The sequence below is a fragment of the Spartinivicinus marinus genome (genome assembly GCF_026309355.1).
Taxonomy (GTDB): Bacteria; Pseudomonadota; Gammaproteobacteria; order Pseudomonadales; family Zooshikellaceae; genus Spartinivicinus; species Spartinivicinus marinus.
In genome coordinates, this window is record NZ_JAPJZK010000001.1 from 4570269 (window position 1) to 4596462 (window position 26194).

Sequence of the window (26194 nt, forward strand, 5' to 3'; positions counted from 1 at the left end):
AGAGTAATGAGTTGCACTGTTTTACTGCTCTTGATTATCTGGGATGAGGACTTTTGCTATGATGGTATATTGATATAAATAGCAAAATAAAGCCTAAGAATATTGGATACCAGCCAAAGCCAAGAAATGCAAAGTTACCTTGGTTAATGAAGTTTATGAAATCACCGGATTTGGTACTGCTAATATATACACTGATAGTGTAAAAAACCAAGCTAGCAAAAAAGCAAATTGTAATAGTATTATTGACGTGCCAGTTTTTTTCCATCTCCGTTTAGCCATTAGGATGGCTATAGCTGTGATAAATGCTATGATAAAAAAAACACCTGCCATTTCATAAAAGGTTCTGTAGTGATGCACACCATAAGCAGAGAAGTTGTCTGAAATGAGAGGGCAAAAATAACCAGCGGTAATAATAGTAAAAGCAAGTAGATCAATGTGTTTCGTTAAATCAAGCATCTGGATCAGTTGAGCTGCCTAGCCTGAATATTGCTTTAGATCGAAAAAACATCAAGGCTCCACTGGGTCTTCAGGGTGAATAATGGGGTCTTTATAACTGGTATCAATCGTATAGCCTTTGGTTTTCAGTTCGGCTTCTATTTCATAACGTAGCCGCTTTGACTGCTTCATGTCTTCAACCCAAAGTTCACGCCATTTTTTTCTATCCTCACCCATAAACTGATTTTCAGCATGTTCTTCTTTGCCGTATACTTCATAGTTTATTAAATAGGCGCCCGGTTTATCAGGATCCATTCGTTTTCTATCACGTCTAAAGCCAATATTTAAAAATAACCCGTCAACATATAATGTCCAGGTGTGGTCAGTGTCTAATGTCATCCATTCTTCTAAGGTAGGGATATATGAGGGGTCAGGCCCATAGATGACTTCTTCACCTTCGGCGATAAATCGATAAGAGTCTTTGCCTTTTAGTCTTGGGTCACCATAGTGAATATATTGCTGCCACCCTAATGCTAACAGCTTCTGGACTCTGTTCATAAATAAGGTTTTGGCCTTATCATGATGAATGGGTTCAAAATAGTTAGCAAAACCACTATTAATATCAAATGAGGAGATTCCTCTTTCAAGATAATCAACATTTTCTGTTCCCAAAAAGCTTAAAGCAAATGGGATATCAAAGCTGTACTGATCATGCTCAATTTGTATTGTTGGGCGCTGTCCACTTTTAAAATGCTTTTCATAGAAGTTTAATCCTGCAGGCTGCTTATCAATGTTTTTTTTATCTAGATGTAATCGCTTTATAAAGTGTTGTGAATGCTCGCTGACTTTTAGTGTTATTGAAGAATTGGGCATTTCCGATCCTTTATTATCTTGATTGGTTTTGTTGCAAGCGATTAGAACTAAACAAAATATAATTAAAACTATTAGTCGCATTTTAATAAACTATATCTGCATCCGGCTCGTTAACCCAGTTAGCTATAGTCTGGAGTTCTTGTATCATATGTGTATTTTGTTGTAGCATCAATTTATGAAATTTTTTCGCTGCATTTCCAATCCAATGCATACGGCTATCAAAATCTTCAACAATTAAGTCATTTGGAGCAACAGATTTTAGTTCTGGGGCATCAGTTTCACAGGTATGAGCAAAAACGAGCTGATATGTTGGTGCTGCCCAGCGGAACCAGTCTCGCTCTCGCCGGGCCCATTTGCTGAAATCAGGGTTGTTATAAATAAGGGGTTGTAATACGGTACCTTGTTCATGTTCAGCAATAGCTAACAGGCTACCCAGTTGAAGGTTAGGAACTTTATTTTTATTTTTAATTTTTTCTATTGACTTAATTAGCTTAAACCCTTTAACAATATCGCTGGAAGGTTGAAAGTTATTAATTTTATCAATGGCTTCTTCAGCCCAGGGTAAATCATAGGTCATGGCTTTGACTGCCTGCTCCAATTGATTGGCATTGCGTTTTCTTTCGCACTGCATGCCTTTGTGAAAATGTTCTGGGTAGTTATTATAAAGCCAGTGTGAAGCCGCTATATCCATAAATAGCCAGAGATTTCCTTTGCCTAGGCTATTACCAATACTTTTGATAAAAATGGCATAGGCTCCCTTTACTTGAATGGTATCCAAGAAACAAAATACAGTTTTACTGGCAAAAGCGCCAAGTGCCATCCAATAATAGCGGCCCAACTTAGCTGGGTCGCCACCTTCTTCTGTTTCTAAGTAAAAGCGGGCATAGGTAGCGGCGATACGTTTTGCTCTGGCGGTATATAAGTTAATAAGGTCATATTCATTTTTACCTGCCTTATCAGATAAACGTAAAATGCAAAACAGTTGAGCAAGTGACCATAAAAAATCACAGTTACAAACGACATCTACGGTTTTATCAGGAGTATCATTAACGGCTTTTATGGGTTCATTCAGCGACATAAATCACCATTTGAGAAAACTTTTATCAATATTAACTTTTGGCCAGGCGGTGTAGAGATCAACCTCCTCTCCAGCAGTGGTTGATACTGTTGATGTTTTTCCATTGGTGTTGGTGTGCCCATCTGCAATATGCTGATTAACGACAGGTGTTCCTGCCACAGTTGTCTTGTAGGGAATGTTTTTGAGTGGCTGACCTGTTTCGGTTATATAAGCGTAAGTGAGGGTGTAATTCCTATTTTGTAATTGACTGGCACCAACCACAGCCCCTGCCGCTAACCCTGGTGCAATGACTTTTTGGGCTGCATCTTTGAGTGATTTAGACGTGGGTTGTTCTGGTGCTGGCTGCTCCTTTTTATCTTGACCACTAATGGGTTGTAAATGACTGACTGGTGGAATAACGGATTTAGCGGGTTGCACGAAGGGGTACAATGGCATTTCATTACGTGCACTGACGGTTATTTGCCACTGATCAACGGCTTCAATAAAGGCTTGTTCCAGGTGACTATGGGTTTTTAATAAGTATTCAAGCTGATTTTCTATGCCGTTGTCTTGATCCAGGCAGCTTCGGTAAAAAGATTTGATTTCTGCACGGTTGAGAAACATTTTGGGGGTAAGCTCAGGGCTTGAAGCAAAAGTACCCTCATGAATTTCATATACGGTGTCTCTGATTTTAACGCGAATAAACATACAACTCACAAGCGTTACAACTTAACTCTTGTTAATAGCATAGTATATCCCTTTCACTAATCACCTTTAGGTTTTGTTAACACCGCTCGTAGGTCTCATCTAATATAACTCGACTGGTTATAAGCGGTGCTTTCTATTGCCCCTTGATCATTGATCTGCAAATTGCCTATACTTTACCCCATCTTGTCGGAGTGCCAGTAGAGGTGGATGTTTTCATCTTTCTGGCTGAGACTGCAGTTGCGGGATCCGTGGAACCTGATCTGGTTAGTACCAGCGAAGGGAAACAAGAGTAACCTTGAAGTGTCGTATTACAACAGTTTCTGTTTGGTGACGCATTCAAGCAGCCCCTTTCGTTACTCTCCATCTGTCTACTCACGACAAGCAATCACAAACTTTATCAGACCACTAGGGTCACCTTAAGAAAACAGGGTGTGAGTGCTTATGTCTAGAAGAGAAAACCAGCAAAAAGCCCAGGATTTTATTGAAAACCTGAGCAGCCAGCCATTTCCTAACTCGGAAAAAATCTACATTGCGGGTAGCCAAGACGATATTCAGGTAGCCATGCGTCAGATTAATCTGACTGATACCTTAGTGGGGGGCACTAAAACGAATCCACAGTATGAACCAAACCAGCCTGTGCCAGTGTACGACACTTCTGGCCCTTATACAGACCCGGCAGTAACAATTGATGTACACAAAGGATTGCCGGCTTTACGAAAAAACTGGATAGCGGCGCGCAATGATACGGATGAGCTGAACAGTGTTACCTCCCGTTATGCCCAGCAGCGTTTAGCCGATGAAGGGCTGGACCATTTACGTTTTGAACATTTACCTAAACCACTTCGAGCCAAGCCTGGTGCTAATGTCACTCAAATGCATTATGCCCGTCAGGGCATGATTACCCCAGAAATGGAATATATTGCTATTCGAGAAAATATGGGGCGAGAGCGGGTGCGAAGTGAAATGTTGAAACAACAACACCCTGGTCAACACTTTGGTGCAAACCTGCCAGAAAACATTACCCCTGAATTTGTTCGTAAAGAAGTGGCTGAAGGGCGCGCCATTATACCTGCCAATATTAACCACCCAGAAGCGGAACCAATGATTATTGGCCGCAACTTCTTAGTGAAGGTCAATGCTAATATTGGTAATTCGGCGGTTACTTCATCCATTGAAGAAGAAGTGGAAAAACTGGTTTGGGCAACCCGATGGGGTGCAGATACCGTAATGGATTTATCCACGGGCCGTAATATTCACGAAACCCGAGAGTGGATTTTACGAAACTCCCCCGTGCCTATTGGTACAGTGCCTATTTATCAAGCGTTGGAAAAAGTAAAAGGGGTTGCAGAGGATCTTACTTGGGAGGTTTTTCGCGATACGTTAATTGAACAAGCAGAGCAGGGGGTGGATTATTTTACTATTCATGCTGGTGTTTTGCTGCGTTATGTACCAATGACGGCTAAACGGGTAACAGGCATTGTTTCTCGTGGTGGCTCGATCATGGCGAAGTGGTGTTTATCTCACCATCAAGAAAACTTTGCCTATACCCATTTTGAAGAAATCTGTGAAATATGTAAGGCATATGATGTATCCCTATCGTTAGGCGACGGGTTGCGTCCAGGCTCGGTGGCAGATGCCAATGATGAAGCTCAGTTTGCCGAATTAAAAACCTTAGGTGAATTAACCAAAGTAGCCTGGCAGCATGATGTGCAAGTAATTATTGAAGGGCCAGGGCATATTCCTATGCACATGATTAAAGAAAATATGGATTTGCAACTGGAACACTGCCATGAAGCGCCTTTTTATACATTAGGCCCGTTAGTGACGGATATTGCACCAGGCTATGATCATATTACTTCTGGCGTAGGCGCCGCATTAATTGGTTGGTATGGCTGTGCGATGTTGTGTTATGTCACCCCAAAAGAGCATTTGGGGCTGCCTAATAAAGAAGACGTCAAAACGGGTATGGTGACCTATAAAATTGCCGCCCATGCAGCGGATTTAGCCAAAGGCCATCCAGGGGCACAAATCCGTGATAATGCCATGTCGAAAGCCCGTTTTGAGTTCCGTTGGGAAGATCAGTTTAATTTAGCGCTAGATCCTGATACCGCAAAAGCCTTTCATGATGAAACGTTACCGCAAGAATCTGGCAAAGTAGCCCATTTTTGCTCGATGTGCGGCCCCAAATTCTGTTCGATGAAAATCTCTCAGGATGTCCGTGATTATGCAGCAGAACAAGAGCGCAAAGGCATTAACATTCAATTGGTAGATGAAACCATCACCCTGGATGCAGAAGCAGGTATGCGACAGAAGTCGGCTGAGTTTAAAGCCAGTGGTGCTGAAATTTACCAGTTACCGGTTGGGAAAGAGTAATCATGGGGTTAAGCATTACCGTTAATGATAACCCTCATCAGTTAGACGGCCCTTGTACGGTTGTAGAGTTATTAATATTCCTTGACCAGCCAGCCAAAGGGGTTGCCGTGGCAATTAATGACAACATTGTTAGCCGTAGTCAGTGGCAGCAACATCAGTTGAAGGCAAATGATCAAGTGATGTTATTTAAAGCAATCGCTGGTGGATAAATCATGTTAACCATTGCAGATAAAACATTTCGGTCTCGGTTATTTACCGGGACTGGCAAATTTAATGATAAAACCACCATGGTCGCGGCATTACAGGCTTCAGGTTCTGAATTAGTGACCATGGCTTTAAAACGGGTGGATTTAGATAACCAAACTGATGATATTTTACAGCCATTAATGGCGAATGGTATGAATTTATTACCTAATACATCAGGAGCACGCACAGCAAAAGAAGCGGTATTTGCTGCGAAATTAGCAAGGGAAGCGTTGGAAACCAACTGGGTAAAATTGGAGATTCACCCAGACCCGCGTTATTTATTGCCAGACCCAATTGAAACCTTAAAAGCAACCGAAATACTAGCAAAAGAAGGTTTTGTGGTGTTGCCGTATATTCATGCTGACCCAGTATTATGTAAACGCTTGGAAGAAGTGGGCACGGCTGCGGTGATGCCATTGGGATCGCCGATAGGCTCTAATAAAGGGTTAAAAACCCAGGAATTCCTGGAGATTATTATTGAGCAGTCAAAAGTGCCGGTTATTGTGGATGCCGGTTTAGGCGCACCCAGTCATGCAGCTGCGGCTATGGAAATGGGAGCAGATGCCGTATTAGTGAATACGGCGATGGCTGTGGCTGCTGATCCAGTCGTCATGAGTCGTGCTTTTGCTTTAGCAGTGGAAGCAGGGCGAATGGCGTTTGAATCAGGGTTGGCTAGCCAGCAATCACAAGCCGTTGCTTCAAGCCCATTAACGGCATTTTTAGAGGATGCCGTATGAGTTTTAACGAACGGTTGCAACAAATAAACTGGGATGACAGCCGACTCGCTATCATGAGTAAAACCACGGTTGATGTCGAACGGGCACTATCCCGCCAGCGATTATCACTTGATGATTTTCAAGCGCTTATTTCGCCAGCGGCTGAACCGTTTTTGGAACAACTAGCACAACGGAGTATGCAGTTAACCCGCCAGCGGTTTGGCAATACAATGCAAATGTATATACCGCTGTATTTATCTAATTTGTGTGCAAATATATGCAGCTATTGTGGTTTTTCCATTCATAATAAAATCCGTCGTACCACATTAAATAGTGAACAGCTGAATGCTGAAATTGTTGCCATTAAGCGCATGGGGTTTGATCATGTACTCATCGTGACGGGGGAGTCTGAACACCGGGTGGGTATGGCTTATTTTCGCCAAGTGCTGCCCCAGTTAAAGCAAGCATTTTCCCATATTTCTATGGAAGTGCAGCCATTAGAGCAACATGAATATGAAGAGCTGATCGAGTTGGGGGTGGATGCGGTCTTGGTTTACCAGGAAACCTATAACCCTATCACCTATGCAAAACACCATTTAAAAGGAAAAAAGCAAGATTTTCATTATCGTATCCATACCACCGATCGGTTAGGGGCAGCAGGTATTCATAAAATAGGCATTGGTGCCTTAATTGGTTTAGAGGATTGGCGTACTGACTGTTATCATGTGGCTGTTCATTTAGACTATTTACAACGCACTTATTGGCAAACTAAATATTCGATTTCATTCCCTCGGCTGCGTCCTTGTGCTGGCGAATTTCAACCCAAGTCAATCATGACCGATCGCCAATTAGTCCAATTAATTTGTGCTTATCGGCTATTTAACCCCGATGTCGAATTATCACTCTCAACTCGAGAATCAGCCCATTTTCGAAATAATGTATTACCTTTAGGGATAACCAGTTTAAGTGCAGGTTCCAGCACCCAGCCTGGCGGTTACGCAGAAGAAAGTCAGCAGGCATTGGAACAGTTTGAAATATCTGATGAAAGAAGCCCAGCCGTCATGGCTGAAATTATTAAGCAAAAGGGTTTTGAAGTGGTTTGGAAAGATTGGGATAGAAGTTTGAGTGGTTTATAGAGCCCTTTGCATACAAAGGACTCTATAAACTTCGCTTTGGTCATATAAATAGTTAGTCGCTACTTTTGGAAAAAAATAGTGTACTTATCTCTTTTAATAAGGGGATAGCCTCTCCTAAGGTTTGAATATTGATATTGCCATATTGGTCGACACTAACACCACGTTGTTTTGCGTAACCTATGATAAAGTGAAGCATGCTTTTTTGCAGACTATTCAAAGGTGAGTGGAAATAATTTTTTATCTCTAACTTAGGCTCATAGTTTGGTATTGGCTCTGGAATATCTGGCCAAGCGTCTTTTCTTTTTGTTGAACTGAAAACTTGTTCAAATGAGTTTGCATGTTTATCCCTATTGGTAAGTCCCTCCAGGTTCCACTTATTACACATTGTTTTGATAAAAGAGGTATGGTCAAACTGATTATTGATAATAGTATTTTTATGAATATAACGCGATGCTCGACTTTTAATAACTTGAAATGACAAACCCTAACCCCATCCTAAGTTTGCGAAAACAGGGATATCAAGGAAAGGGAATGTCACTGGAAGAGTTTATCATAACTACTTATTGTTGGGTCGATGATGTTTTAACTGATTTATTAAAACAACGGCGATTACGTCAGCGAGGAATTAAGCCCTCACTGTCGGATGCAGAAGTCATTACCATGGAGTTAATTGGTGAATTTCAAGGCCTTGATGCTGATACCGCTATCTGGAAATACTTCAAAGAGCATTGGAAAGCGTATTTTCCAGGCATAGGCTCAAGAAGCCAGTTTGCTAAACAAGCTGCTAATTTATGGGCGATAAAACAACAATTACAAAAGCAAGTAACAGCTGAGCTGGGTACTATTAATGATCCTATACATGTTGTCGATGGTTTTCCTTTGCCTGTTAGCCACTTTAAACGTGCAAGAAATTGCCGCCGCTTTAAAGAAGAGGCTGAGTATGGCTATTGTGCATCCAAGGGGGAAACCTATTATGGCTTTGAAGGGCACCTCATTATTGACTTTCATGGAGCCATAGCAGGATTTACATTAACCCCAGCAAGTGATGGCGAAAGGGAAGCTGTATGGGAGTTAACAGAAGGTATGCCGTCAGGCATGTTGTTAGGGGATAAAGGTTATTTGGGGGCTGAATTTAAAGCTGAATTGTTAGAGTTAAAATCGCTTCAGCTAGAAACCCCGGTTAGAGATAACATGATTGATCCTTTACCCAAGTCCTGGAGGAGCCAGCTTAATCGGTTACGACGACGAGTTGAGACAACCATTGGTCAGCTAGTAGAAAGGTTTAATATTCAGCGGACCAAAGGCAGAACCCTGTGGAGTTTGACTAATCGAATGACCCGCAAGCTGTTATCGCACAGCTTATGTGTATTATTTAATAGGAACCAAGGCAATGCTCCACTACAGTTATCTAAATTAATAGGCTGAAAAGTCGAGCATTGCGTGAATATAGGATGAAATCATCACCATAGGTACTCGAACCCCCAGTCGCTTAAAATCAAAACCTAACTGTCCGTCACATTCATCAGGCGCTACCGTGTTGGGTGGTGGGACATGATCAAAGCAACCTCCATGTTCATCATGAGTAATTACGAGCAATACTTTATCTTTGTAAGCACTGTTTTTAACTGCTGTGTAAACTTGCCAAATAAGTTCTTCCCCTAACAGTACCGTACCTAAATGGGTTCTTTCATCTGATCCAAAACTATGAGGTACTTTAGCTGCTGATGGATGTTGGTCATTATGTTGCCCAAAATAGTTGGGTTCTAGAAAAGAGTATTGAGGCAAACACCCATTACCTAAATCTTGATAAAATTTTTCAATAGGGTTTAATTTTTTAGCTTTTTTACAGTAAAAACCATGGATGAAATAAGTTAAGCTAAAAGTAAACTTGGTATTGCCACTTTCGCTTAATGGTAGTTGGTGGGCATAAACACGCCAAGAAATTTTGTTATCATCTAACCGGTCAAACAAAGTGGGTTTTGTCCATACCTGTCTGCTCCATTCTTCAAAAGAGGTATAGTGTTTAGTTTTTGATATTGTATTCGAGAACTGAGTGGAGGTGACAGTTGTTGTAGTGGTCGTTGTAGAATAAGCCGTTGTGATGGTGGAGGTTGTTGTATTAGTTGTTGTTTGAGGGTGGTTGGTAGTTGCTGGTATTGTATCTTGATGTTGGTTTTTAGCTGATATGACTGTTGGATTTAGTACCAGCCCGCCAGAGCTAGCAGCATGCCAAAAAGCTCTATTACACCAAGTTTGGCTAGGCACAGAGCTATGCCAGTGATCAAAAACTGAAAATTCTTTAGCAAGTGTTGCCAATACATTAACTTGTTTAGGCGTAAAACACTGCATAATAACTTTATAGTCATTATAGGTAGGTAATGGTTGATACTCACACTGTACTTGTAGGGTATTGATATAATCATTAACAAACCCTTTCATTGACGGAGTTGAATGGCTAGAAGGTAAGTTGAAAGGCGGTTGCATTACCTCTTCTGTTACACCAATATTCTCTTCATTAATATGATTGTACAATTGGGTATTAACATGTTGATATACTTCACCTGGGTCAGGAAATGGTTGGTGGTAGGCAACGGAGTCATTTATTTCGGTATAAAAGTCAACAGACTGATAACAGCCATTAGCTGCTCTTGATGGAATAGGATTTGAAAAATGAATGTCTTGTAAGCCAGAAAACTGCTTATCCCGAGGTACGCCTTCTTGATACAACAAACCCAATAAATTATCAAATGACCTGTTTTCTAGCATTAAAACCACAACATGGTCAAAACAATCTAGTGGATAGCGGTCCATATGTTATCTCCTTTCTTATGCTTTTTAAAAATCCTAAATAGTTACTTAGTAGACGAAGGGGTATTTCACCTATTCTGTCAGAATAGTGACTAATCTAGCCTTTATAGGGAATACTAAATATGCTCCAAGCAATGTTGAAGCTTATTAGCAGTAGTTTGAACTTAATGCAATAACCAACTAACTTTAGAGTGCCTAAGTTGCGGTTGGTTTGAAGAAATTTTAAAAAATATGATCTGGAAAATAAAATCGTAAAAAAAGTGTAATTATCAGTTAATATTTATAGCAAGGAGGCGTTAGAAAATCAAAGCTCTGATAATGAACCATTTATTTGTGTAAATGCGCAAATAGCCATCGCGAATACAGGTAAGTAGCCGAGATGTCATTGTTGTCACTATAAAAATTTAGCCAATATGTAAGTATTGACTAATAAAAATATAAATAGTATAAATAAAAAAGGATAGCCTGGTATGGACGCAGAAAAAAATAAAAACGCAACTGCACTTAAAAAGCGTGATCCTAAATATGTCAATACGGATATTTCAGCTGTAAAAGCACTAGTTCAAGCTGCTGTTAATGTAGAACTTTTTACAATTCCCCTTTATATGACAACCCTTTACTCAATTAAAGGGATGCATGAAATTAATTCTAATAATGAGCTTTATTTAGGCTATCGATGGCCAGGTTCTGCACCGGTAGCAAAGCCAATTACTGAGAATGAAAAAGCATTTAATACTATCTATAGTGTCTTTATCGATGAGATGCTGCATTTACAATTAGCCGCAAATATAGCCAGCAGCGTGGGTGTTGCACCCACATTTACCAGTAAAGAATTGCAGAATGAAAACGCTGGTTGGATTTGCTATGGTGACGATAAAACAACTATTCCTCATATTTTAGATTTGCGTGATACTAAGCATTATAGCCATGTAAAAGTGAGGCTGGGAGCAGTGGATGAGAATCAGTTAGATCTGTTTTTGGCAATAGAAGAGCCTTCAGATGTTGCTGAAGAAGAGCTGGGTACAGATAAACACTTTAAAAATTGCCAGATTAAATACGAATTGTGCCGTGATAAGTATTTTCCTTCAGTCCCCTTTAAAGGCTGGCAAGAAGATTATAATGAGAGTAACCTACCATTGTTTGGCTCCATTGGTTATATGTATAAGTGTTTAACTCAATACCTTGAGATTAGGTACAGCGATAATACAACCCTTTGGGAGGCCCTTTATCAGCCAGTTTCTATGCAACGTGACCAGTTTAATGCGGTGGATAGTGGACACCCATATGAGGAATACCCTAAATTTGATGCAACTGTTAAGAATAAAACTAAGGACAGTGCAAAGCATACAGCAGAAGTGGCTAAGAAAAAAGTCTTTACCATGATTAATGCGATTACTGATCAAGGTGAAGGTAGTACAGTTGCACCTTCCTTAGACTTTCTTACCACTACAGCAAAAAATATAGTTGAACGGCTTATTCGCAAAGCGCAGACAAATGGTCATTTGAAAGAAAAACTGGAAGAAATATTGGCTTTTATTAATAATGAGCCTAACGCCAAACACCCCAAAGCAGAAGGTGAAGATACCAATCTGTTAGATATAAAAAATATTCGCGCTTTAGTTTTTAGTCATTTAGAAAAAGAACAGAATAAGTCAGATCGAGACTTAATGTTAGCCTTAAAAACTATACCCTTAGAAGATCACTTATTGAAAATTCAGCACTTAAGAAGTGTTAAAGTTAGGTATCGCCCTGATAAGCTGGCATTAGAAAAAGATTATCCAAACTATTCAGCTAAAGGTCAGTTAGAGTACAATCATAGTAATATTGCCGCAGCACGTGCTGATAATGGTATGAATGACCATTATGAACGATTTATCGAGGTTAAAAGTAAACTTGGTCAAATTGTGACTTGGGAAAAGTGGCATACTGATCCAGAGCACCACTGGACAGCAGATGATTTAAAAACTGAATATTATGGTTGTAATAAATATCAAGAGGTTCTACCTGATCCAAATGATATTGCTTGTGCATTAAATAACCTCAAGTTAGAAGGTCGGGAATCAAATTACCAGTTGTTCAGTCAAACAGCGGCAGGTTCTATCTACGGTATTACAAGTGTATTAAATCAATATTGGCAAAACCCAAATACGGAGTTTCCTTCACCCTCAATGTTTGGTTCAGGCGATCGAGTCTCTATTTGTTGGGCTATATTTGGCAAAGCCCCTGATTTGTCACTGGGTATTGAAAAGGTTAAATCAGGTCAAATGTATCATGCGTGCCAAGGACTTAGTTATACTGGAGAGGAAACCCAAAGCTGTGCTTCTAAAGCTGTTTATCATAGCTGTAAGGGCTCTAATCAATGTAAAGGACAAGGTGGTTGTGGTTTTGTCCATAGTGTGAGTGGTGGTGGAAATTGCTCAAACAGTGGAAATACAAGCGCTGACTCGGGGCTTTATACTGCACCTGGCAATAATTTTTGTGGGGGCTTTGGTGGTTGTGCGGTGCCGATGTCTGCTGCACAGCTTTATCCTTGTAGTGGTGAAATGCAGGTATATAAATTTACTGGGTCTGATTGTACGTCTGATCCAGTGGATGGTCATATTGAGTTTAAAGAAGGTGACTCTGTTTACCAAATTGCCTGGAAGGCATATTGTAAGTCACTTGAAGCCAGTGGAAAATCATCACCAAGCTCGCCACCAGCTGTTAGTGATTTACGCTTAGCATTTCCTCCTTCCACATGATAAGTAAACAACAATCCTGCAAAAGGCGCCTGGGTCTGACTCATTTAGGCTTAGGCGTCGGGCTTAGAAATCAGCACTTTCCCCATCTAATGCAAAATGAACCGCAGGTTGATTGGTTTGAAATTATCAGTGAAAACTTTATCGATAATTATGGCTATGATCGGTATGTGTTAAATTCGCTTAGAGAGAAAGTACCGATTGTTATGCATGGGGTTTCGCTATCAATTGGTAGTAGTGATCCTTTAGATAGGGACTATCTGAATAAGTTAAAGCAACTGGCTGATGAGATACAAGTCCAATGGGTTTCTGATCATTTATGCTGGACAGGTATTGCCGGTATCAATACCCACGACCTGTTGCCTATACCGTTAACTGAAGAGTCATTGCTGTATGTAGCAGAGCGTGTTAGGCAAGTACAAGACTTTCTTGAACGCCCCCTTATTCTGGAAAACCCAAGTACTTATGTACAGTTTACACAGTCTACATTAACAGAGTGGGAGTTTCTTAGTGAGCTAACGGCATTGACGGCCTGTGGCTTACTGTTAGATGTCAACAATGTTTTTGTGTCTGCCTATAATCATAGGTTTGATCCATGGGTTTATATTGAAAATTTACCCCATGAGAACATTGTTCAAGTGCATTTAGCAGGCCCAACAAAGAATGGTGATTGTTTAATCGATACCCATGATCAACCTGTCCCTACAGAGGTTTGGCTTCTTTATCAGCGTGTGCATCATCTGACAGGAGGCGTTTCTACCTTATTAGAGTGGGATGCTAATATACCCGATTACCCTCAATTAACAGAGGAAGTATTTAAAGCGAAACAAGTGATTAATGGGCAAATACCCAATACAGCTGTTTTTGAATCAACACAGCAGATGATTTCAAACCCAATTAACTTTCAGTTAGGTAGCTCAGGTGAGTCAGTTAAAATTAATCAGTGAATCTTGTAATCAGCAAGGGGGATGGGACGGTGGAAGTTCAGTCAAGATCTGCCTCAGCAGACACCAGCAATGGTTTCAAGCAGTAACAACCCATAAAAGTGGGCTTTACTATGGATTACAAGCTGCGGAACAAGAGTATGACTTAACTGCTGAGCAAATGATTGTGGAAGGTCATATAGGCAGCAAGCCTCGTTTAGCTATTTATGCAAATGGCTATGTAGCCAGGCTGCTAGAGTGCTTACGAGCTGATTACTCTGCATTATGCACAATGCTAGGCCAACCACTGTTTGACACGTTTGCTCGTGCTTATATTATGGAAACACCTTCCAGTTCTTTTACATTGTTTGAGTTAGGTAAAGGCTTTTCTGATTTTTTAGCACGTACACGACCCCATGGAGATGATATTTCCCCTGAGCTTGAAAAACAGTTATTACTACCGATTGAGCTGGCTAAACTGGAACGACAGCGTGTGGAGCTGATACGGTGTGTTGGCCATGAAAATGACACAAACATTTACGTTGATCTTGATATATTGCCTGTTATTGATAACTCATCTGTAGCTTTATCTAAGACAGCGCGATTGGGGTGTTATTCATTTCCACTGGCTGAATATTTACAAAAACTAGACTCTAATCAGTCAGCTAATTTACCTGAGCCAAAAGCAGAGCATCTTATTCTTTACCGGAACAATTATCGAGTTAAAGTAGAGTCAATCACAAACTGGCAATATGAGTTTTTATTAGCTTGTAAGAATACAACATCAATTAATCAAGCTATTAAAGTGACAGCTAACAGATGTGGTATAACCTATCAGTCATTATTAACTGATATTTACCTATGGTTACCACAAGCTTTGCTACAGGGGATATTATACTTATCATGAATCATTTTTAGGGACCACTATAAAGTGTTATAGCGCGGTGTTTTCACAGTCAAGAGTATACTCATCTTTATTAAGCGATTTTTTGTAGCTATCAACCACTGCCGATGAATGTCACATCCTTTAGCTGAGAAGGATTAACTTCTAGTCCTATTTTTTTTAGCGTATTTGCATTAATAATGAACTTGACTTGTTGAGGAGTGACAACTTTCATATTTGCAATCTTCTCACCTTGCTGGTGTTTGTGGATAATATCAGCCGCTTGTTGTCCTAACTTTTCGTAGCTGGCAACAGTACCTAACAAAGCACCGTCTAGTACAAACGCCTCCTCAGATGCGATAGATTTCAATTTATGGGCTATGAGCGATTGCGCTATCAGTTTTCGCTTTGATAATAGAAAACTATCACTGGATAAATAAACAGTATTGATGCCTGTGTTGACAATTTTTGTCATAATTATATTAAAATCATTAATAGAGGCTTCTTTATCAGGTTTGATTCTAAATCGTTTAACTTCAAAACCCAGTTCTGATTGTAAGCTAAAGAGTTTGTTTGAAATATGTTGAGAATTTAGTTCTCTAGGATTAAATAGAAAACCAACTTTAGTGAAAGCTAGAAGCTTTTTAGCATTATATAACTGCTTATACAGTGAGACACTACTAGTAGTGCCTGTTATGTTTCCACCCACTGGTTCTGCTAATGACTTGACAAGCCCAGCTTTAACGGGGTCAGAGACAACCATAAATAGCTGTGGGACCGTAGAAACTTGTCTTTGCTTTACCAAGCTAGATACTGTTGTACCAAAAGTATAAATGTAATCATAGTATTTTAGGTTTGGTTTTATTTCGGATTGGACAAACCAAACTAAATCATCTCTGTTTTGCTTCGCATCAAAAACAGTATACCAAACGTCGTATCCATAGTTATTTAGTTGCTGCTTAAAACCAATTTCTGCTGGTGTATCTCCACGCCATAAAACCATTAAAATATTGACACGATTAGTATCAGCAACACTTAGAAAGCTAAGTATTGCAAATAGTGAAGCGATAAGCTTTTTTGGCATTGATATATACCTGCTAGCTTGTTAATTCTGTAAGTATAGCTAAGAGGCTATTTTTTCAAGCTATTACTGTTTCACTAGTCGTGTATATTCTAAATAAGGTAGCAACTTCTTCTGTGGCTGTATTTCCTTTGCTCAATATACTTAAAATATCTGTAAAAATAAATACTACTTTGTTTTGTCTGTGGACTATTAGTACTCCATAGATAATGTTGGGGGCTGTTTTCAATAGCAAATTTATACTCACTCAAGGATGATTTTTATAAATGCCGTCTTGGTATTTACATTCGGCTAGTTAAGGCTGTTTCAATCTTATCCAGTCAAATTAGTTTGGCATTATTATCAGTTTGGTGATTTCGTCTAAATAACCCTTCGCTGTGAGTATATACCATTTTATTTTGAAGCTTAAAGCGACTCAAATGATGGGTAATCCTTCTATATGGGATATATTTGTGGCTGTAAACAAAGAGCATTGCAAGTAATTCTGGTTTTATAATTGATTTATAATTTTATCTGGTAATAGCTTATAGTTAATGAATGTTAAGGCTTTTGGCTAGTTTGGGTAAATATGAAGTCAATAATGAGCTGCTTTTTTTGTTTTCTAATATGGATGCAAGTTTCTATTGCTAATGAGCATATTAAGATTATAACTGAGTATTTTCCTCCTTATAGTATTTATATTGATGGGCAGCTAGAAGGAATAAGCACAGAGATTGTTAAGACCGTACTAAACGACTTGAAGTTGAATGGATTGAGAATCAGTGTTTACCCATGGGTAAGGGCGTATAACATTGCATTAACTGAAAAAAACACGTTAATATTCCCGTTAGGGAGAAACAAAAGGCGAGAAAAGCTATTTAAATGGGTAGGAGTTATTTCTCCTGCTCAATTTTATTTATTCTCCTTACATAATAGAGATGATATTTTAATTAGCTCTTTAAATGAAGCAAAACAGTATACGTTGGGTACTGTAATGAATGATGTTAGAGAGCAATATTTGATTGATAAAGGCTTTAAAATAGGTAGTGAGATTTCTACTTCACTCAATCATGATCAGAATTTATTCAAACTACTTAAGGGACGCATTGACTTATGGCCGATGAATGAGCTAGCAGCATATTATTTAGTAAAAAAAAGAAAGCTCCTGCCAAAGTATACTATAAAAAAAGTGTTTCACTTAGCTGATTTGTCTACAGAAGGGTATTATATGGCTTTTAATAAAGATACAGATAATAATACTGTTTCTAAGTTTAAGGAAAGTCTTAATAAAATTAAGCGAGAAGGCATTTATAAAAACATTATTAACTCGTATTTGATAGATGAATAGTTTTAAATTGCGAATAGTAAATATTGTTGTTGGTTGAAGTGAGTTGAGTGGGCTCCTATCAATTTGTGAAATATTTGTTACTTTGCTAAAAAAGAGAGTTTACATTTGGCTTTATGAAAAATAGTAGATGGTGCTTGCTATTATTTATTTTTATAACTATTAATTGTACCCTTACAGCTAATGATTTTAAGCTGGATGATGCTATAAATTAGTGCAGTTGATTAAGGTTGTGAGAAATTATTGTTGTCTTTTTGTTTTTTTATAATTCATGTGTTTTATTTTTTTGGTTTCATATTCCTATAGATTATCTACGATGTTGCTTTTCCTGCCTGATTATTCAGTATTATACTAAAGTATAAAGAATTCACTATAAAGCAAAGCCTAACTGATCTGCTTGCTTACCGTTGGGGCTTAATTTGAGTGCTTTGGTTCGGTTTGTACTTATTTTTTTTTGCATTGCGGGTTGGTCTTGTGCATCTTTAAAGTTACTGACGATTTTGCGGCCGCTCTTAAAACTCCTCCCAGCACTCTGCTGGTTTGGGAATGGAATCATAGTATCTAAACAGGGATAGACGATGAAAAAGTACCAACTTAAGCCGCTTGCAGTGGCAGTAACTAGCTTACTTGCAATTTCTTCTTATGCTGCCGACTATGTTGAAGTTGATGAGTTAAGTGCATTATTAGATAGCGGTAATGATATTAATGCCATGCTAGCAATGGACTCTAATTACGACTTTAAGCCAGTAAAAACACTAGTTTTGCCTAATGGTAAAGTAAAACAAAAACTTCAACAATATTATCAAAATATTCCGATAAGAAATGCTTCAATTGCTGCTGACCTATCAGTGATGGGCGTATACAGTAATATTAGTGGCTCATTATTGGATAATGTCACTAATGATTTACCTTCTGCAATTGCTGCTTTTGATGAAAGTGAAGCGTTATATAATGCTAAATCCACTTTAAATATTGATGCTAGTCAAGCTACTCATAATGAGCAAGCAACGCTTTATATAATACAAGATGAAACAGGTGCTGCCAAACTTGTCTATGAAGTTTCATTTGTGATTGATAGTCAAAAGCCAAGCAGACCTTTTGTAATAATGGATGCAGTAGATGGAAGTATCATTGATCAATGGGAAGGCTTGGCTCATCAAAAAGTAGGTAAAGGGCCTGGTGGTAATGAAAAAACAGGCAAGTATTATTTTGGTAAAGACTATGGGATGATGGATGTGAAAGTGAATGGCTCTACCTGTAGTATGGATAGCGTCAATGTTGCTACAATTGATTTAAATCATTCGACCTCTGGTGGTAAAATACATTCATTTTCCTGTGATGAAAACACTCATAAGGAAATAAATGGTGCATACTCGCCATTAAATGATGCACACTATTTTGGTAATGTTGTTTTTGATATGTTTAAAGACTGGTTTAATTCAGCGCCTTTAACATTTAAGTTAAAACTTCGAGTGCATTATAGTCGTAATTATGAAAATGCTTTTTGGGATGGCCGGCAAATGACTTTTGGTGATGGTGCTAGCCGGTTTTACCCTTTGGTTAGCCTAGATGTAGTTGCCCATGAAGTCAGTCATGGTTTTACTGAACAAAATTCAGGATTAGAATATCGTAATCAGTCTGGTGGTATGAATGAAGCATTCTCTGATATTTCTGGTGAAGCATCAGAATATTATATGAATAGTGATCGCCCTGCCAATATGAGAAATGACTGGCTGGTAGGAGGAACTATTTTCAAAGGCGCAGTGGGTAAAGCACTAAGATATTTTGAAGATCCCACTAAAGATGGTCGCTCTATTGGGCATGCTGATGACTATTATGATGGTTTAAATGTACACTACAGTTCAGGTGTGTTTAACCGGGCATTTTACCTTCTTTCACATAAACCGGGCTGGAATACAGAAAAAGCGTTTCGAGCTTTTGTTTTAGCTAACCAAGCCCATTGGACTAAAAACTCAACCTTTGATGAAGGGGGCTGTGGAGTTAAGAAGGCCAGTAAGGACTTGGGATATAGTGAAAAGGATGTAGTAGCGGCATTTAAAACAGTAGGTGTCAATGCCTGTGATGATGATCCAGGCCCAGATCCAACTGATGGTGAGTTGAAAAATGGTGTGCCTGTAACAGGGTTGGATGGGAAGTTTGGTAGTGAAAGATTCTACTTTATCAATGTTCCTGCTGGTAAGTCATTATTAAAAGTCGAAATGTCAGGTGGTTCAGGTGATGCAGATATGTATGTACTACGTAATGGCAAGCCAAGTAGAACCAACTACGACTGTCGTCCATACCAATGGGGTAATGATGAGGTATGTAACTTTACCCGTCCGGCTTCTGGTAAATATCAGATCATGATTAGGGGCTACTCAAGTTATAAAGGGGTTACCTTAAAAGCCACCTATAAGTAGAATATACCTTTCAAGACGTATAAAAATAATAAAGATGGAAAATCTGGCATCTGAATGAATTAAACTCAGATGCCTTTTTCGTTTATTTCACAATCTGATATGGGTTTAACCCTTCAGGTTCTCGATCGACAAGAGCAAGCGGAGTATAAGCTGGCGTTGTGTTTATCTTTTCTTGCACGGTTTGATGCACTCTATCTGAAGTACTTGCCACTCGACGTTTTTTTCTACCAAATAATAAATGGTAAGAGTCATGGTGAGGTTGGCTAATATCATGGTTCAAAGGTGTGAGGGGCTCTTTAAACTGTAACTGATGCTGTTTGGCTTTACTGATCATCCAGGCAAGGCTGACATTAGAGTGATGTCTTTTTACATAGCCTCCCCCAATATCTGCATGCACCCCGGCAAACCATACCTGTTCAACTGTTTGATTAGGGGACTGACTGGTATCTTCCCAAAGGGTTGGCTCAAAGGTTGAGCGCTGTTCATCTATAGCCAGGGCATGGTAAGCCGCTTTTACCTCAGGATTTAAACGAGTGTCGTGAAATTGTACCAGCTTGTCTGAAATTTTTTTTAACAACCCTATTGGTATTCCAAGCGAACCGACGGTATCCCATACACCTATCATTTCAATGGGGCATGAAATGTGTCTGGCTTTATAAGCATTTCTCTCGGGCTTTTCTGCTTCTTTATAAACTTCCCAAGCTTCTTCAATCGTATGCTCTGATAGTGTTACTGTAGGAATCAAGCCACAGCTGTAAATAAGGCCTGCCAATGATCTAGCAGTAAAAGCACCACGGCTGAAGCCTATTAGTGCGACTCTATCGCCTTTTTGAAAGCTATGACATAAATGGTAGTAACCTTCAAGAATATTTTTGGTTAAACCAAACCCAGAAATACCCCCACGGATGCGATCGTACCAATGGCAGCCAACGCCTTCATCATAGAAAGCAAGTTGTTGGTCAGAGGTGGTTTTTGGTTGCGACTTATTAATGAGTTGTTTGTAAAAGAGTCGTACATTCGTTTCCTGACTGGTTTCATCGTCAGGGTCATCTGGTCGATTCCAGGTGCCATCAAAACAAAGTACGATATTTTTGCTCATAGGTTTTCCTTTTCCTTAATGTTTTGATATGTCATTAGAGTATTTAGGTAAAGAGCTGTTTTAATCAAGGAAGTGACGAGTTCAGCTTGAATACTGAAATTCACTTACCTCTGATGAAATACTTTAAGCTAAGTCACTTTAACAAACTCTTAAGATTTCTGCTAACTTTAGATGACAAGTTATTTACTTCTAAATGAAATCCATAAGACAATTTATAACTAATAGTAAAGTCCTACTATGTTAATTAATAAATACACTAAACAATGGTTTTTTATTGCTAGCCTGTTATTACTTGTTATTCAACCAAAAGTACTCGCAGCACCAGATTTAACTGGGTTAGTTGCTATTGTTGAGTTGCTTCCAGAAGGCAGCTGGGTCAAAGTGAATCTTAATCAGTTTAGTGATGTTTGGACGCCCCCCGAGCTTCGCCCACTTTATGATGGAATTATACCAATAACACCGCAAACTATTATTGGTGCTTGGAGTTCCTTTGCTTGGGATAGTAATCGAGGTGATTTAATTATTTATGGTGGTGGTCATGCTAACTATCCAGGTAATGATGTATATCGTTGGAGAGGTACTACAAGACAGTGGGAACGGGCATCATTACCCAGTGAAATTACCCGAAGTGTGCTTAATCACTGGATAGCCATTGATGGGGTGGATGCGGCCCCTATAGCTGCTCATACTTATGATAATCAACTGTTTTTGCCTATAGCGGATCGCTTTCTCACATTTGGTGGGGCTGCCTATAACAATGGTGATGCGTACTTAAGAGAAATCGATCCATTTACTGTAATTCGTACCGGGCCTTATTTATTTGATCCCAATAAAGCGGATGGAAATAAAGTTGGAGGAACGACAGGTTCTCATGTGCAACGGGAACAACCAACGTTAGAAATTATTGGTGGAGAAATGTGGGAAAATCGGGATATTTACCAGAATATTCCCGGCAATCCACCTTTACCATACAGTTTTGTTAATGGAACATCAGCTTATACTCAGGAAAATGGCAAAGAAGTTGTATATATTAATGCTCGCCCTGGCCCTGGGACAGGAGCTAATCTGTATAAATATATAATTAATGATGTGAATAATCCGAGCTTGGATCAAGTATCACTCGTGGGTATTTATTGGAGTGGCATTGGTGGTCAGGGGGCTGGTTTGTATGATCCTGTTTTAAATATTTATATTCGATCAGGGGTTAGTACTTTTACTTTTTGGGATTTAGCTAAGGCAGGAAGTGACAATCGTAATCAGCCGGTTAATTTTACTGATTTAAGCGGTCAGTTTGCAGTGAATGATAATTTTGGTATGGACTACGATGCTAATCGTCATCGTTACTTATTGTGGGAAGGTTATAGTGATGTATGGGCGCTTTATCCGCCTGCTTCGGTATCATCTGATGGCTGGCAAATAATAAAAATGCCTGTATCTCAAACCCAAGGCCCCAGTATAGGACCGGGCGTAGGGGTATTAGGAAAGTGGAAATATATTACACAGTTAGATGTATTTATGGGATTGCAAGGTAATATTGAAGGGAATGTTTGGTTGTATAAGCCCGTTGGATGGGAGCACCCACAGCTTGGAAAAAGAGCTATTAAACCTACCATCAGCCCAATTAGTGGAGATTACTCTGGGCTTATTAATGTCACCATGCAAACTCAACAACAGCTGGGTATTATTTATTATACACTTGATGGCTCGGAGCCTACTGCTCAATCATTAGTTTATACAGGCCCTTTTGCCGTTAACCAACCGGTTGTGATTAAAGCAATGACTATTGCAGCAGGGCTGCGCAATAGTCGAGTGACAACCGTTAACTATGGTATTGAGAGTCCTTCTGGCGAAACTAATCAGCTTCCAGTGATTAACCAAGTTGTTATTGATGCCAACCCAATTACTGATGAGCAAAGTACGACGATAACAGTGTTTGCTACTGATAGTGATGGACCTGAACCACTCACTTATCAGTGGCAACAAGTGGCGGGTAATGGTCAAATTAGTTCAGTATCAGCGAACTCAATTAATTATACGCCAACAGATGTCACTAGTAGTGAGCAACATCAGTTACTGCTTGAGGTCTCTGATGGTACCGATGTAGTCAGCCAAATTGTAGAAATTACTGTCACTGATGCAAATGCACCACCACTACTTTATTTTAATGACTTTACCCAACTGGATTTATCTGATTGGCAAGTGACTGACCAGGGAGATCAGCAAGCGCCCAGTATATGGCAAATACAACAAGGGCAGCTTAGGCAGTTAAGTAATATTTGGTCATTACCCAATGATGATGGCTCAATGCCTGACAAACTAGGGACTTTTATACGCTATCAGCCCGGTTTTGATTGGCAAAATGTTGTTATTGATGTTGATATTCAATCACAAGATGACGATGCCATTGGCATTATGTTTCGTCAGGATAGTGCAGGAAATTATTATCGGTTTTCTTGGGATCAATCACGAGGGTATCGTCGATTGGTGAAATATTATAATGGCAATTTCATTGTGTTGGCTGAAGATCAGGAGCCTTATATCTCTGGCCAAAGTTACCATTTAACTGTTCGAGCTGATGGTAATCAATTAGCGGTTTCGGTGAATCAGCAGCAGATATTGACTATCACAGATATGCTTAATCCCATTTTGCAGGGCACCTTAGCATTGTATAGCTGGGGAAATGAAGGGAGTATTTTTGATAACTTACAAGTCACTGAGTTGGCCGCAGGGTCACCTAAGTTACCTATTATTAATCAGTTACAAGTGAGTGAAAGTCAAATCAATGATCAACAACAAGCACAATTAACTGTAGAGGTTTCTGATCCTGATACCCCTACTGAGCAACTGACTATTCAGTGGCAAATAATAACAGGGGGAGGACAGTTATCTAATGATAGTGAATTGCAAACCCTATATACACCAAATGATGTGAGTGAAACTGAACAGCATGTTTTACAGGTGACGGTATCTGATGGGGTTAATCAAGTTAGCCAAACTGCAGAAATAATCATAACTGACGCAAATGCTCCACCGTTACTTTATTTTAATGACTTTACCCAACTGGGTTTATCTGATTGGCAAGTGACTGACCAGGGAGATCAGCAAGCGCCCAGTATATGGCAAGTACAACAAGGACAGCTTAGGCAGTTAAGTAATATTTGGTCATTACCCAATGATGATGGCTCAATACCTGACAAACTAGGGACTTTTATACGCTATCAGCACGGTTTTGACTGGCAAAATGTTGTTATTGATGTTGATATTCAATCACAAGATGATGATGCCATTGGCATTATGTTTCGTCAGGATAGTGCAGGAAATTATTATCGGTTTTCTTGGGATCAATCACGAGGGTATCGTCGATTGGTGAAATATTATAATGGCAATTTCATTGTGTTGGCTGAAGATCAGGAGCCTTATATCACTGGCCAAAGTTACCATTTAACTGTTCGAGCTGATGGTAATCAATTAGTGGTTTCGGTGAATCAGCAGCAGATATTGACTATCACAGATACGCTTAATCCCATTTTACAGGGCACCTTAGCATTGTACAGTTGGGGAAATGAAGGGAGTATTTTTGATAACTTGCAAGTCACTGAGTTGGCCGCAGGGTCACCTAAGTTACCTATTATTAACCAGTTACAAGTGAGTGAAAGTCAAATCAATGATCAACAACAAGCGCAATTAACTGTAGAGGTTTCTGATCCTGATACCCCTACTGAGCAACTGACTATTCAGTGGCAAATAATAACAGGGGGAGGACAATTATCTAATAGCAATGGCCTACAAACCCTATATACACCAAATGATGTGAGTGAAACTGAACAGCATGTTTTACAGGTGACGGTGTCTGATGGGGTTAATGCGGTTAGCCAGCAACAGACAATAACAGTAACTGATAGTGGAAGTCAGACTTCAACACCTTTATTAGAAGAGTCATTTACTGATTTTGATTTTGCCAATTGGCAAGTAATAACAGAAGGTACTATTGAATCACCAGCTCAATGGGAAATTCAACAAAACAAATTAATTCAGTACAGCAATGTTCACTCTACACCGATAGAGCCAACTGATCCTGTCAAATTAGGCACTTATATCCAGTATTTACCCGGTAATGATTGGGTAGACTATCAAGTGGAAATGAAGTTGAGGTCGACCGATGATGACCAAATAGGCGTTATGTTTCGAGTGGTTGATAGTCAGCACTATTACCGGTTTGGCTGGAATAGTTCAGGGAATAAGCGACAACTGGTGAAACGTGAGGGGAGTAATTTTATCGTATTAGCGGAAGATAATATAGGTTATCAGCCTTGGGCGACCTATTCATTGAAAGTGATAGCAAAAGGTAGTCAAATATCAGTGTTTATTAACGGTCAGCTTATTTTTGAGGTAAATGATGATAGTTATTTACAAGGTACTATTGCTCTATATAGTTGGGCAAACATAGGTAGTGAGTTCAGTGAGTTGCTGGTGACTGATTTAAGTACTGACTTGAAACCGCCTCACATAAGTACTGAACAGGGGTTACCTGCAATTATTAATGAAAACAGCCAGGTAGGTTTATCGGTGGTTGTAGATAATGATTCAGCACCCACTACTCAGTATAACTGGCAATTGACTGGAATAGGCCAGTTAAGTGCTACAACGACTGCTGCAGTTAATTATCAAGCAGCAGAAGTAGATAAAGCACAACCAGTAAAAGTTGTAGCCACACTAACAAATAATAACTTGAATACTCAACAAATATACTATGGAACTGTTACTGACAGTGAATTTCCTGATCGGGTTATGGATGAAGATTTCAGTGAGTTTAATGAAGCATTTTGGCAAGTTGTGACTGATGGTAATATTGCAGCACCTGCCCACTGGCATATTTCACAAGGCATGTTAGTTGAAGATGCGAATGTTTTCGGTCAACCAACAGATGTGACTGATATTACCAAAAAAGGTACTTTTCTGGTTTATCAACCTGGGAAGCAATGGGTAAACTACCAGTTAAGCTGTTTGATACGCAGTGATGATGATGATGCGGTAGGGGTAGGGTTTCGTTATCAAGACCATCAACATTACTATCGTTTTTCGTGGGATAAGCAGCGACAGTATCGACGTTTAGTGAAACGGGTAGGCGACAGTTATACCTTACTGGCTGAAGATAATGTGGTTTATCAGCAAGGTAAAACCTATCAATTGAAAATCATTGTTAATGGAAGCAATATACAAATTATCATTGATGATGAGACAATATTTAATGTAGAGGATAGTCATTTAACCCAAGGCACAATTGCTCCTTATAGTTGGGGAAGTAATGGTAGTCGATTTGATAATTTCTTGATTGACTTGCTCCCATAAATAAGAGTTATATTGTTTAACATGA

At 39.3% G+C, this 26194-nt stretch carries 19 protein-coding genes and 1 riboswitch; of the genes, 11 read left to right on the plus strand and 8 right to left on the minus strand.

Features of this window, described 5'->3' with window-relative positions:
• Positions 1-153: 153 nt before the first annotated feature.
• The 4 genes from OQE68_RS20470 to OQE68_RS20485 form a co-directional block, all read right to left on the minus strand.
• Positions 154-456, minus strand: a complete 303-nt coding sequence (locus tag OQE68_RS20470) for a hypothetical protein (protein WP_180569260.1) — start codon at positions 454-456, stop codon at positions 154-156.
• A gap of 51 nt (positions 457-507) precedes the next feature.
• A complete protein-coding gene (locus OQE68_RS20475; protein WP_180569261.1) occupies positions 508-1308 on the minus strand; it encodes a hypothetical protein in 801 nt (266 codons plus the stop codon).
• An 82-nt stretch (positions 1309-1390) separates the two neighbouring features.
• The gene (locus OQE68_RS20480) at positions 1391-2386 is read right to left on the minus strand and encodes a DUF2515 family protein (protein ID WP_180569262.1); all 996 of its coding nucleotides are present in this window, start codon (positions 2384-2386) and stop codon (positions 1391-1393) included.
• A 3-nt stretch (positions 2387-2389) separates the two neighbouring features.
• The gene (locus OQE68_RS20485; RefSeq protein ID WP_180569263.1) at positions 2390-3082 is read right to left on the minus strand and encodes a hypothetical protein; all 693 of its coding nucleotides are present in this window, start codon (positions 3080-3082) and stop codon (positions 2390-2392) included.
• Between the two features lie 168 nt (positions 3083-3250).
• Positions 3251-3373: riboswitch (TPP riboswitch) on the plus strand.
• A 141-nt stretch (positions 3374-3514) separates the two neighbouring features.
• Here OQE68_RS20485 and thiC point away from each other — a divergent pair.
• Genes thiC through thiH form a run of 4 tightly spaced genes read left to right on the plus strand, consistent with a single transcriptional unit; the run spans position 3515 to position 7544 of the window.
• Positions 3515-5446 carry a phosphomethylpyrimidine synthase ThiC gene (thiC, locus tag OQE68_RS20490; protein WP_180569264.1) on the plus strand — a complete coding sequence of 644 codons (1932 nt, stop codon included), beginning with the start codon at positions 3515-3517 and terminating at the stop codon, positions 5444-5446.
• Positions 5447-5448: 2 nt separating this feature from the next.
• Positions 5449-5655: a sulfur carrier protein ThiS gene (thiS, locus tag OQE68_RS20495; RefSeq protein ID WP_180569265.1), complete on the plus strand. Its 207-nt coding sequence runs from the start codon at positions 5449-5451 to the stop codon at positions 5653-5655.
• Between the two features lie 3 nt (positions 5656-5658).
• The gene (locus tag OQE68_RS20500; protein WP_180569266.1) at positions 5659-6429 is read left to right on the plus strand and encodes a thiazole synthase; all 771 of its coding nucleotides are present in this window, start codon (positions 5659-5661) and stop codon (positions 6427-6429) included.
• The gene (thiH, locus tag OQE68_RS20505; RefSeq protein ID WP_180569267.1) at positions 6426-7544 is read left to right on the plus strand and encodes a 2-iminoacetate synthase ThiH; all 1119 of its coding nucleotides are present in this window, start codon (positions 6426-6428) and stop codon (positions 7542-7544) included. The genes OQE68_RS20500 and thiH overlap by 4 nt, the downstream gene beginning before the upstream one ends.
• 52 nt (positions 7545-7596) lie before the next feature.
• Here thiH and OQE68_RS20510 read toward each other — a convergent pair whose 3' ends face one another.
• A complete protein-coding gene (locus OQE68_RS20510; protein ID WP_180569268.1) occupies positions 7597-8025 on the minus strand; it encodes a hypothetical protein in 429 nt (142 codons plus the stop codon).
• 50 nt (positions 8026-8075) lie between these two features.
• Here OQE68_RS20510 and OQE68_RS20515 point away from each other — a divergent pair, with 50 nt between their 5' ends.
• On the plus strand, positions 8076-8969 hold the full coding sequence (locus OQE68_RS20515) for an IS982 family transposase (protein ID WP_266195400.1): 894 nt from the start codon (positions 8076-8078) through the stop codon (positions 8967-8969).
• Here OQE68_RS20515 and OQE68_RS20520 read toward each other — a convergent pair.
• A complete protein-coding gene (locus OQE68_RS20520; RefSeq protein ID WP_180569177.1) occupies positions 8958-10355 on the minus strand; it encodes an alkaline phosphatase family protein in 1398 nt (465 codons plus the stop codon). The two genes, OQE68_RS20515 and OQE68_RS20520, sit on opposite strands and share 12 nt — an antisense overlap.
• 467 nt (positions 10356-10822) lie before the next feature.
• Here OQE68_RS20520 and OQE68_RS20525 point away from each other — a divergent pair, with 467 nt between their 5' ends.
• Genes OQE68_RS20525 through OQE68_RS20535 form a run of 3 tightly spaced genes read left to right on the plus strand, consistent with a single transcriptional unit; the run spans position 10823 to position 14920 of the window.
• Positions 10823-13093 carry a ferritin-like domain-containing protein gene (locus OQE68_RS20525; RefSeq protein WP_180569176.1) on the plus strand — a complete coding sequence of 757 codons (2271 nt, stop codon included), beginning with the start codon at positions 10823-10825 and terminating at the stop codon, positions 13091-13093.
• The gene (gene bufB, locus OQE68_RS20530) at positions 13090-14037 is read left to right on the plus strand and encodes an MNIO family bufferin maturase (protein WP_180569175.1); all 948 of its coding nucleotides are present in this window, start codon (positions 13090-13092) and stop codon (positions 14035-14037) included. The genes OQE68_RS20525 and bufB overlap by 4 nt, the downstream gene beginning before the upstream one ends.
• Positions 14012-14920 carry an HvfC/BufC family peptide modification chaperone gene (locus tag OQE68_RS20535; RefSeq protein WP_180569174.1) on the plus strand — a complete coding sequence of 303 codons (909 nt, stop codon included), beginning with the start codon at positions 14012-14014 and terminating at the stop codon, positions 14918-14920. Before bufB ends, OQE68_RS20535 begins: the two co-directional genes overlap by 26 nt.
• Positions 14921-15011: 91 nt before the next feature.
• On the opposite strand, the gene OQE68_RS20540 is transcribed toward OQE68_RS20535, so the two are convergent.
• A complete protein-coding gene (locus tag OQE68_RS20540; protein WP_180569173.1) occupies positions 15012-15980 on the minus strand; it encodes an ABC transporter substrate-binding protein in 969 nt (322 codons plus the stop codon).
• Positions 15981-16587: 607 nt separating this feature from the next.
• On the opposite strand from OQE68_RS20540, the gene OQE68_RS20545 reads away from it, so the two are divergent.
• On the plus strand, positions 16588-17304 hold the full coding sequence (locus tag OQE68_RS20545; RefSeq protein WP_180569172.1) for a substrate-binding periplasmic protein: 717 nt from the start codon (positions 16588-16590) through the stop codon (positions 17302-17304).
• 575 nt (positions 17305-17879) lie between these two features.
• Positions 17880-19721 carry a M4 family metallopeptidase gene (locus OQE68_RS20550; RefSeq protein WP_180569171.1) on the plus strand — a complete coding sequence of 614 codons (1842 nt, stop codon included), beginning with the start codon at positions 17880-17882 and terminating at the stop codon, positions 19719-19721.
• An 82-nt stretch (positions 19722-19803) separates the two neighbouring features.
• Here the strand turns inward: OQE68_RS20550 and OQE68_RS20555 are convergent, their stop codons facing one another.
• The gene (locus OQE68_RS20555; RefSeq protein WP_180569170.1) at positions 19804-20820 is read right to left on the minus strand and encodes a T6SS phospholipase effector Tle1-like catalytic domain-containing protein; all 1017 of its coding nucleotides are present in this window, start codon (positions 20818-20820) and stop codon (positions 19804-19806) included.
• A gap of 237 nt (positions 20821-21057) precedes the next feature.
• Here OQE68_RS20555 and OQE68_RS20560 point away from each other — a divergent pair, with 237 nt between their 5' ends.
• On the plus strand, positions 21058-26169 hold the full coding sequence (locus tag OQE68_RS20560) for a 3-keto-alpha-glucoside-1,2-lyase-like domain-containing protein (RefSeq protein WP_266195786.1): 5112 nt from the start codon (positions 21058-21060) through the stop codon (positions 26167-26169).
• Positions 26170-26194: the final 25 nt, after the last annotated feature.

What these genes read in the sequence shown, in the direction of transcription:
- OQE68_RS20525 (WP_180569176.1), top strand. Translation starts at nt 10,823, where the DNA reads ATGGACGCAGAAAAAAATAAAAACGCAACTGCACTTAAAAAGCGTGAT.
- thiH (WP_180569267.1), top strand. Translation starts at nt 6,426, where the DNA reads ATGAGTTTTAACGAACGGTTGCAACAAATAAACTGGGATGACAGCCGA.
- thiS (WP_180569265.1), top strand. Translation starts at nt 5,449, where the DNA reads ATGGGGTTAAGCATTACCGTTAATGATAACCCTCATCAGTTAGACGGC.
- OQE68_RS20500 (WP_180569266.1), top strand. Translation starts at nt 5,659, where the DNA reads ATGTTAACCATTGCAGATAAAACATTTCGGTCTCGGTTATTTACCGGG.
- OQE68_RS20560 (WP_266195786.1), top strand. Translation starts at nt 21,058, where the DNA reads ATGTTAATTAATAAATACACTAAACAATGGTTTTTTATTGCTAGCCTG.
- OQE68_RS20475 (WP_180569261.1), bottom strand. Translation starts at nt 1,308, where the DNA reads ATGCCCAATTCTTCAATAACACTAAAAGTCAGCGAGCATTCACAACAC.
- OQE68_RS20545 (WP_180569172.1), top strand. Translation starts at nt 16,588, where the DNA reads ATGCAAGTTTCTATTGCTAATGAGCATATTAAGATTATAACTGAGTAT.
- OQE68_RS20470 (WP_180569260.1), bottom strand. Translation starts at nt 456, where the DNA reads ATGCTTGATTTAACGAAACACATTGATCTACTTGCTTTTACTATTATT.
- OQE68_RS20550 (WP_180569171.1), top strand. Translation starts at nt 17,880, where the DNA reads ATGAAAAAGTACCAACTTAAGCCGCTTGCAGTGGCAGTAACTAGCTTA.
- OQE68_RS20480 (WP_180569262.1), bottom strand. Translation starts at nt 2,386, where the DNA reads ATGTCGCTGAATGAACCCATAAAAGCCGTTAATGATACTCCTGATAAA.
- OQE68_RS20520 (WP_180569177.1), bottom strand. Translation starts at nt 10,355, where the DNA reads ATGGACCGCTATCCACTAGATTGTTTTGACCATGTTGTGGTTTTAATG.
- OQE68_RS20555 (WP_180569170.1), bottom strand. Translation starts at nt 20,820, where the DNA reads ATGAGCAAAAATATCGTACTTTGTTTTGATGGCACCTGGAATCGACCA.
- OQE68_RS20540 (WP_180569173.1), bottom strand. Translation starts at nt 15,980, where the DNA reads ATGCCAAAAAAGCTTATCGCTTCACTATTTGCAATACTTAGCTTTCTA.
- OQE68_RS20515 (WP_266195400.1), top strand. Translation starts at nt 8,076, where the DNA reads ATGTCACTGGAAGAGTTTATCATAACTACTTATTGTTGGGTCGATGAT.
- thiC (WP_180569264.1), top strand. Translation starts at nt 3,515, where the DNA reads ATGTCTAGAAGAGAAAACCAGCAAAAAGCCCAGGATTTTATTGAAAAC.
- bufB (WP_180569175.1), top strand. Translation starts at nt 13,090, where the DNA reads ATGATAAGTAAACAACAATCCTGCAAAAGGCGCCTGGGTCTGACTCAT.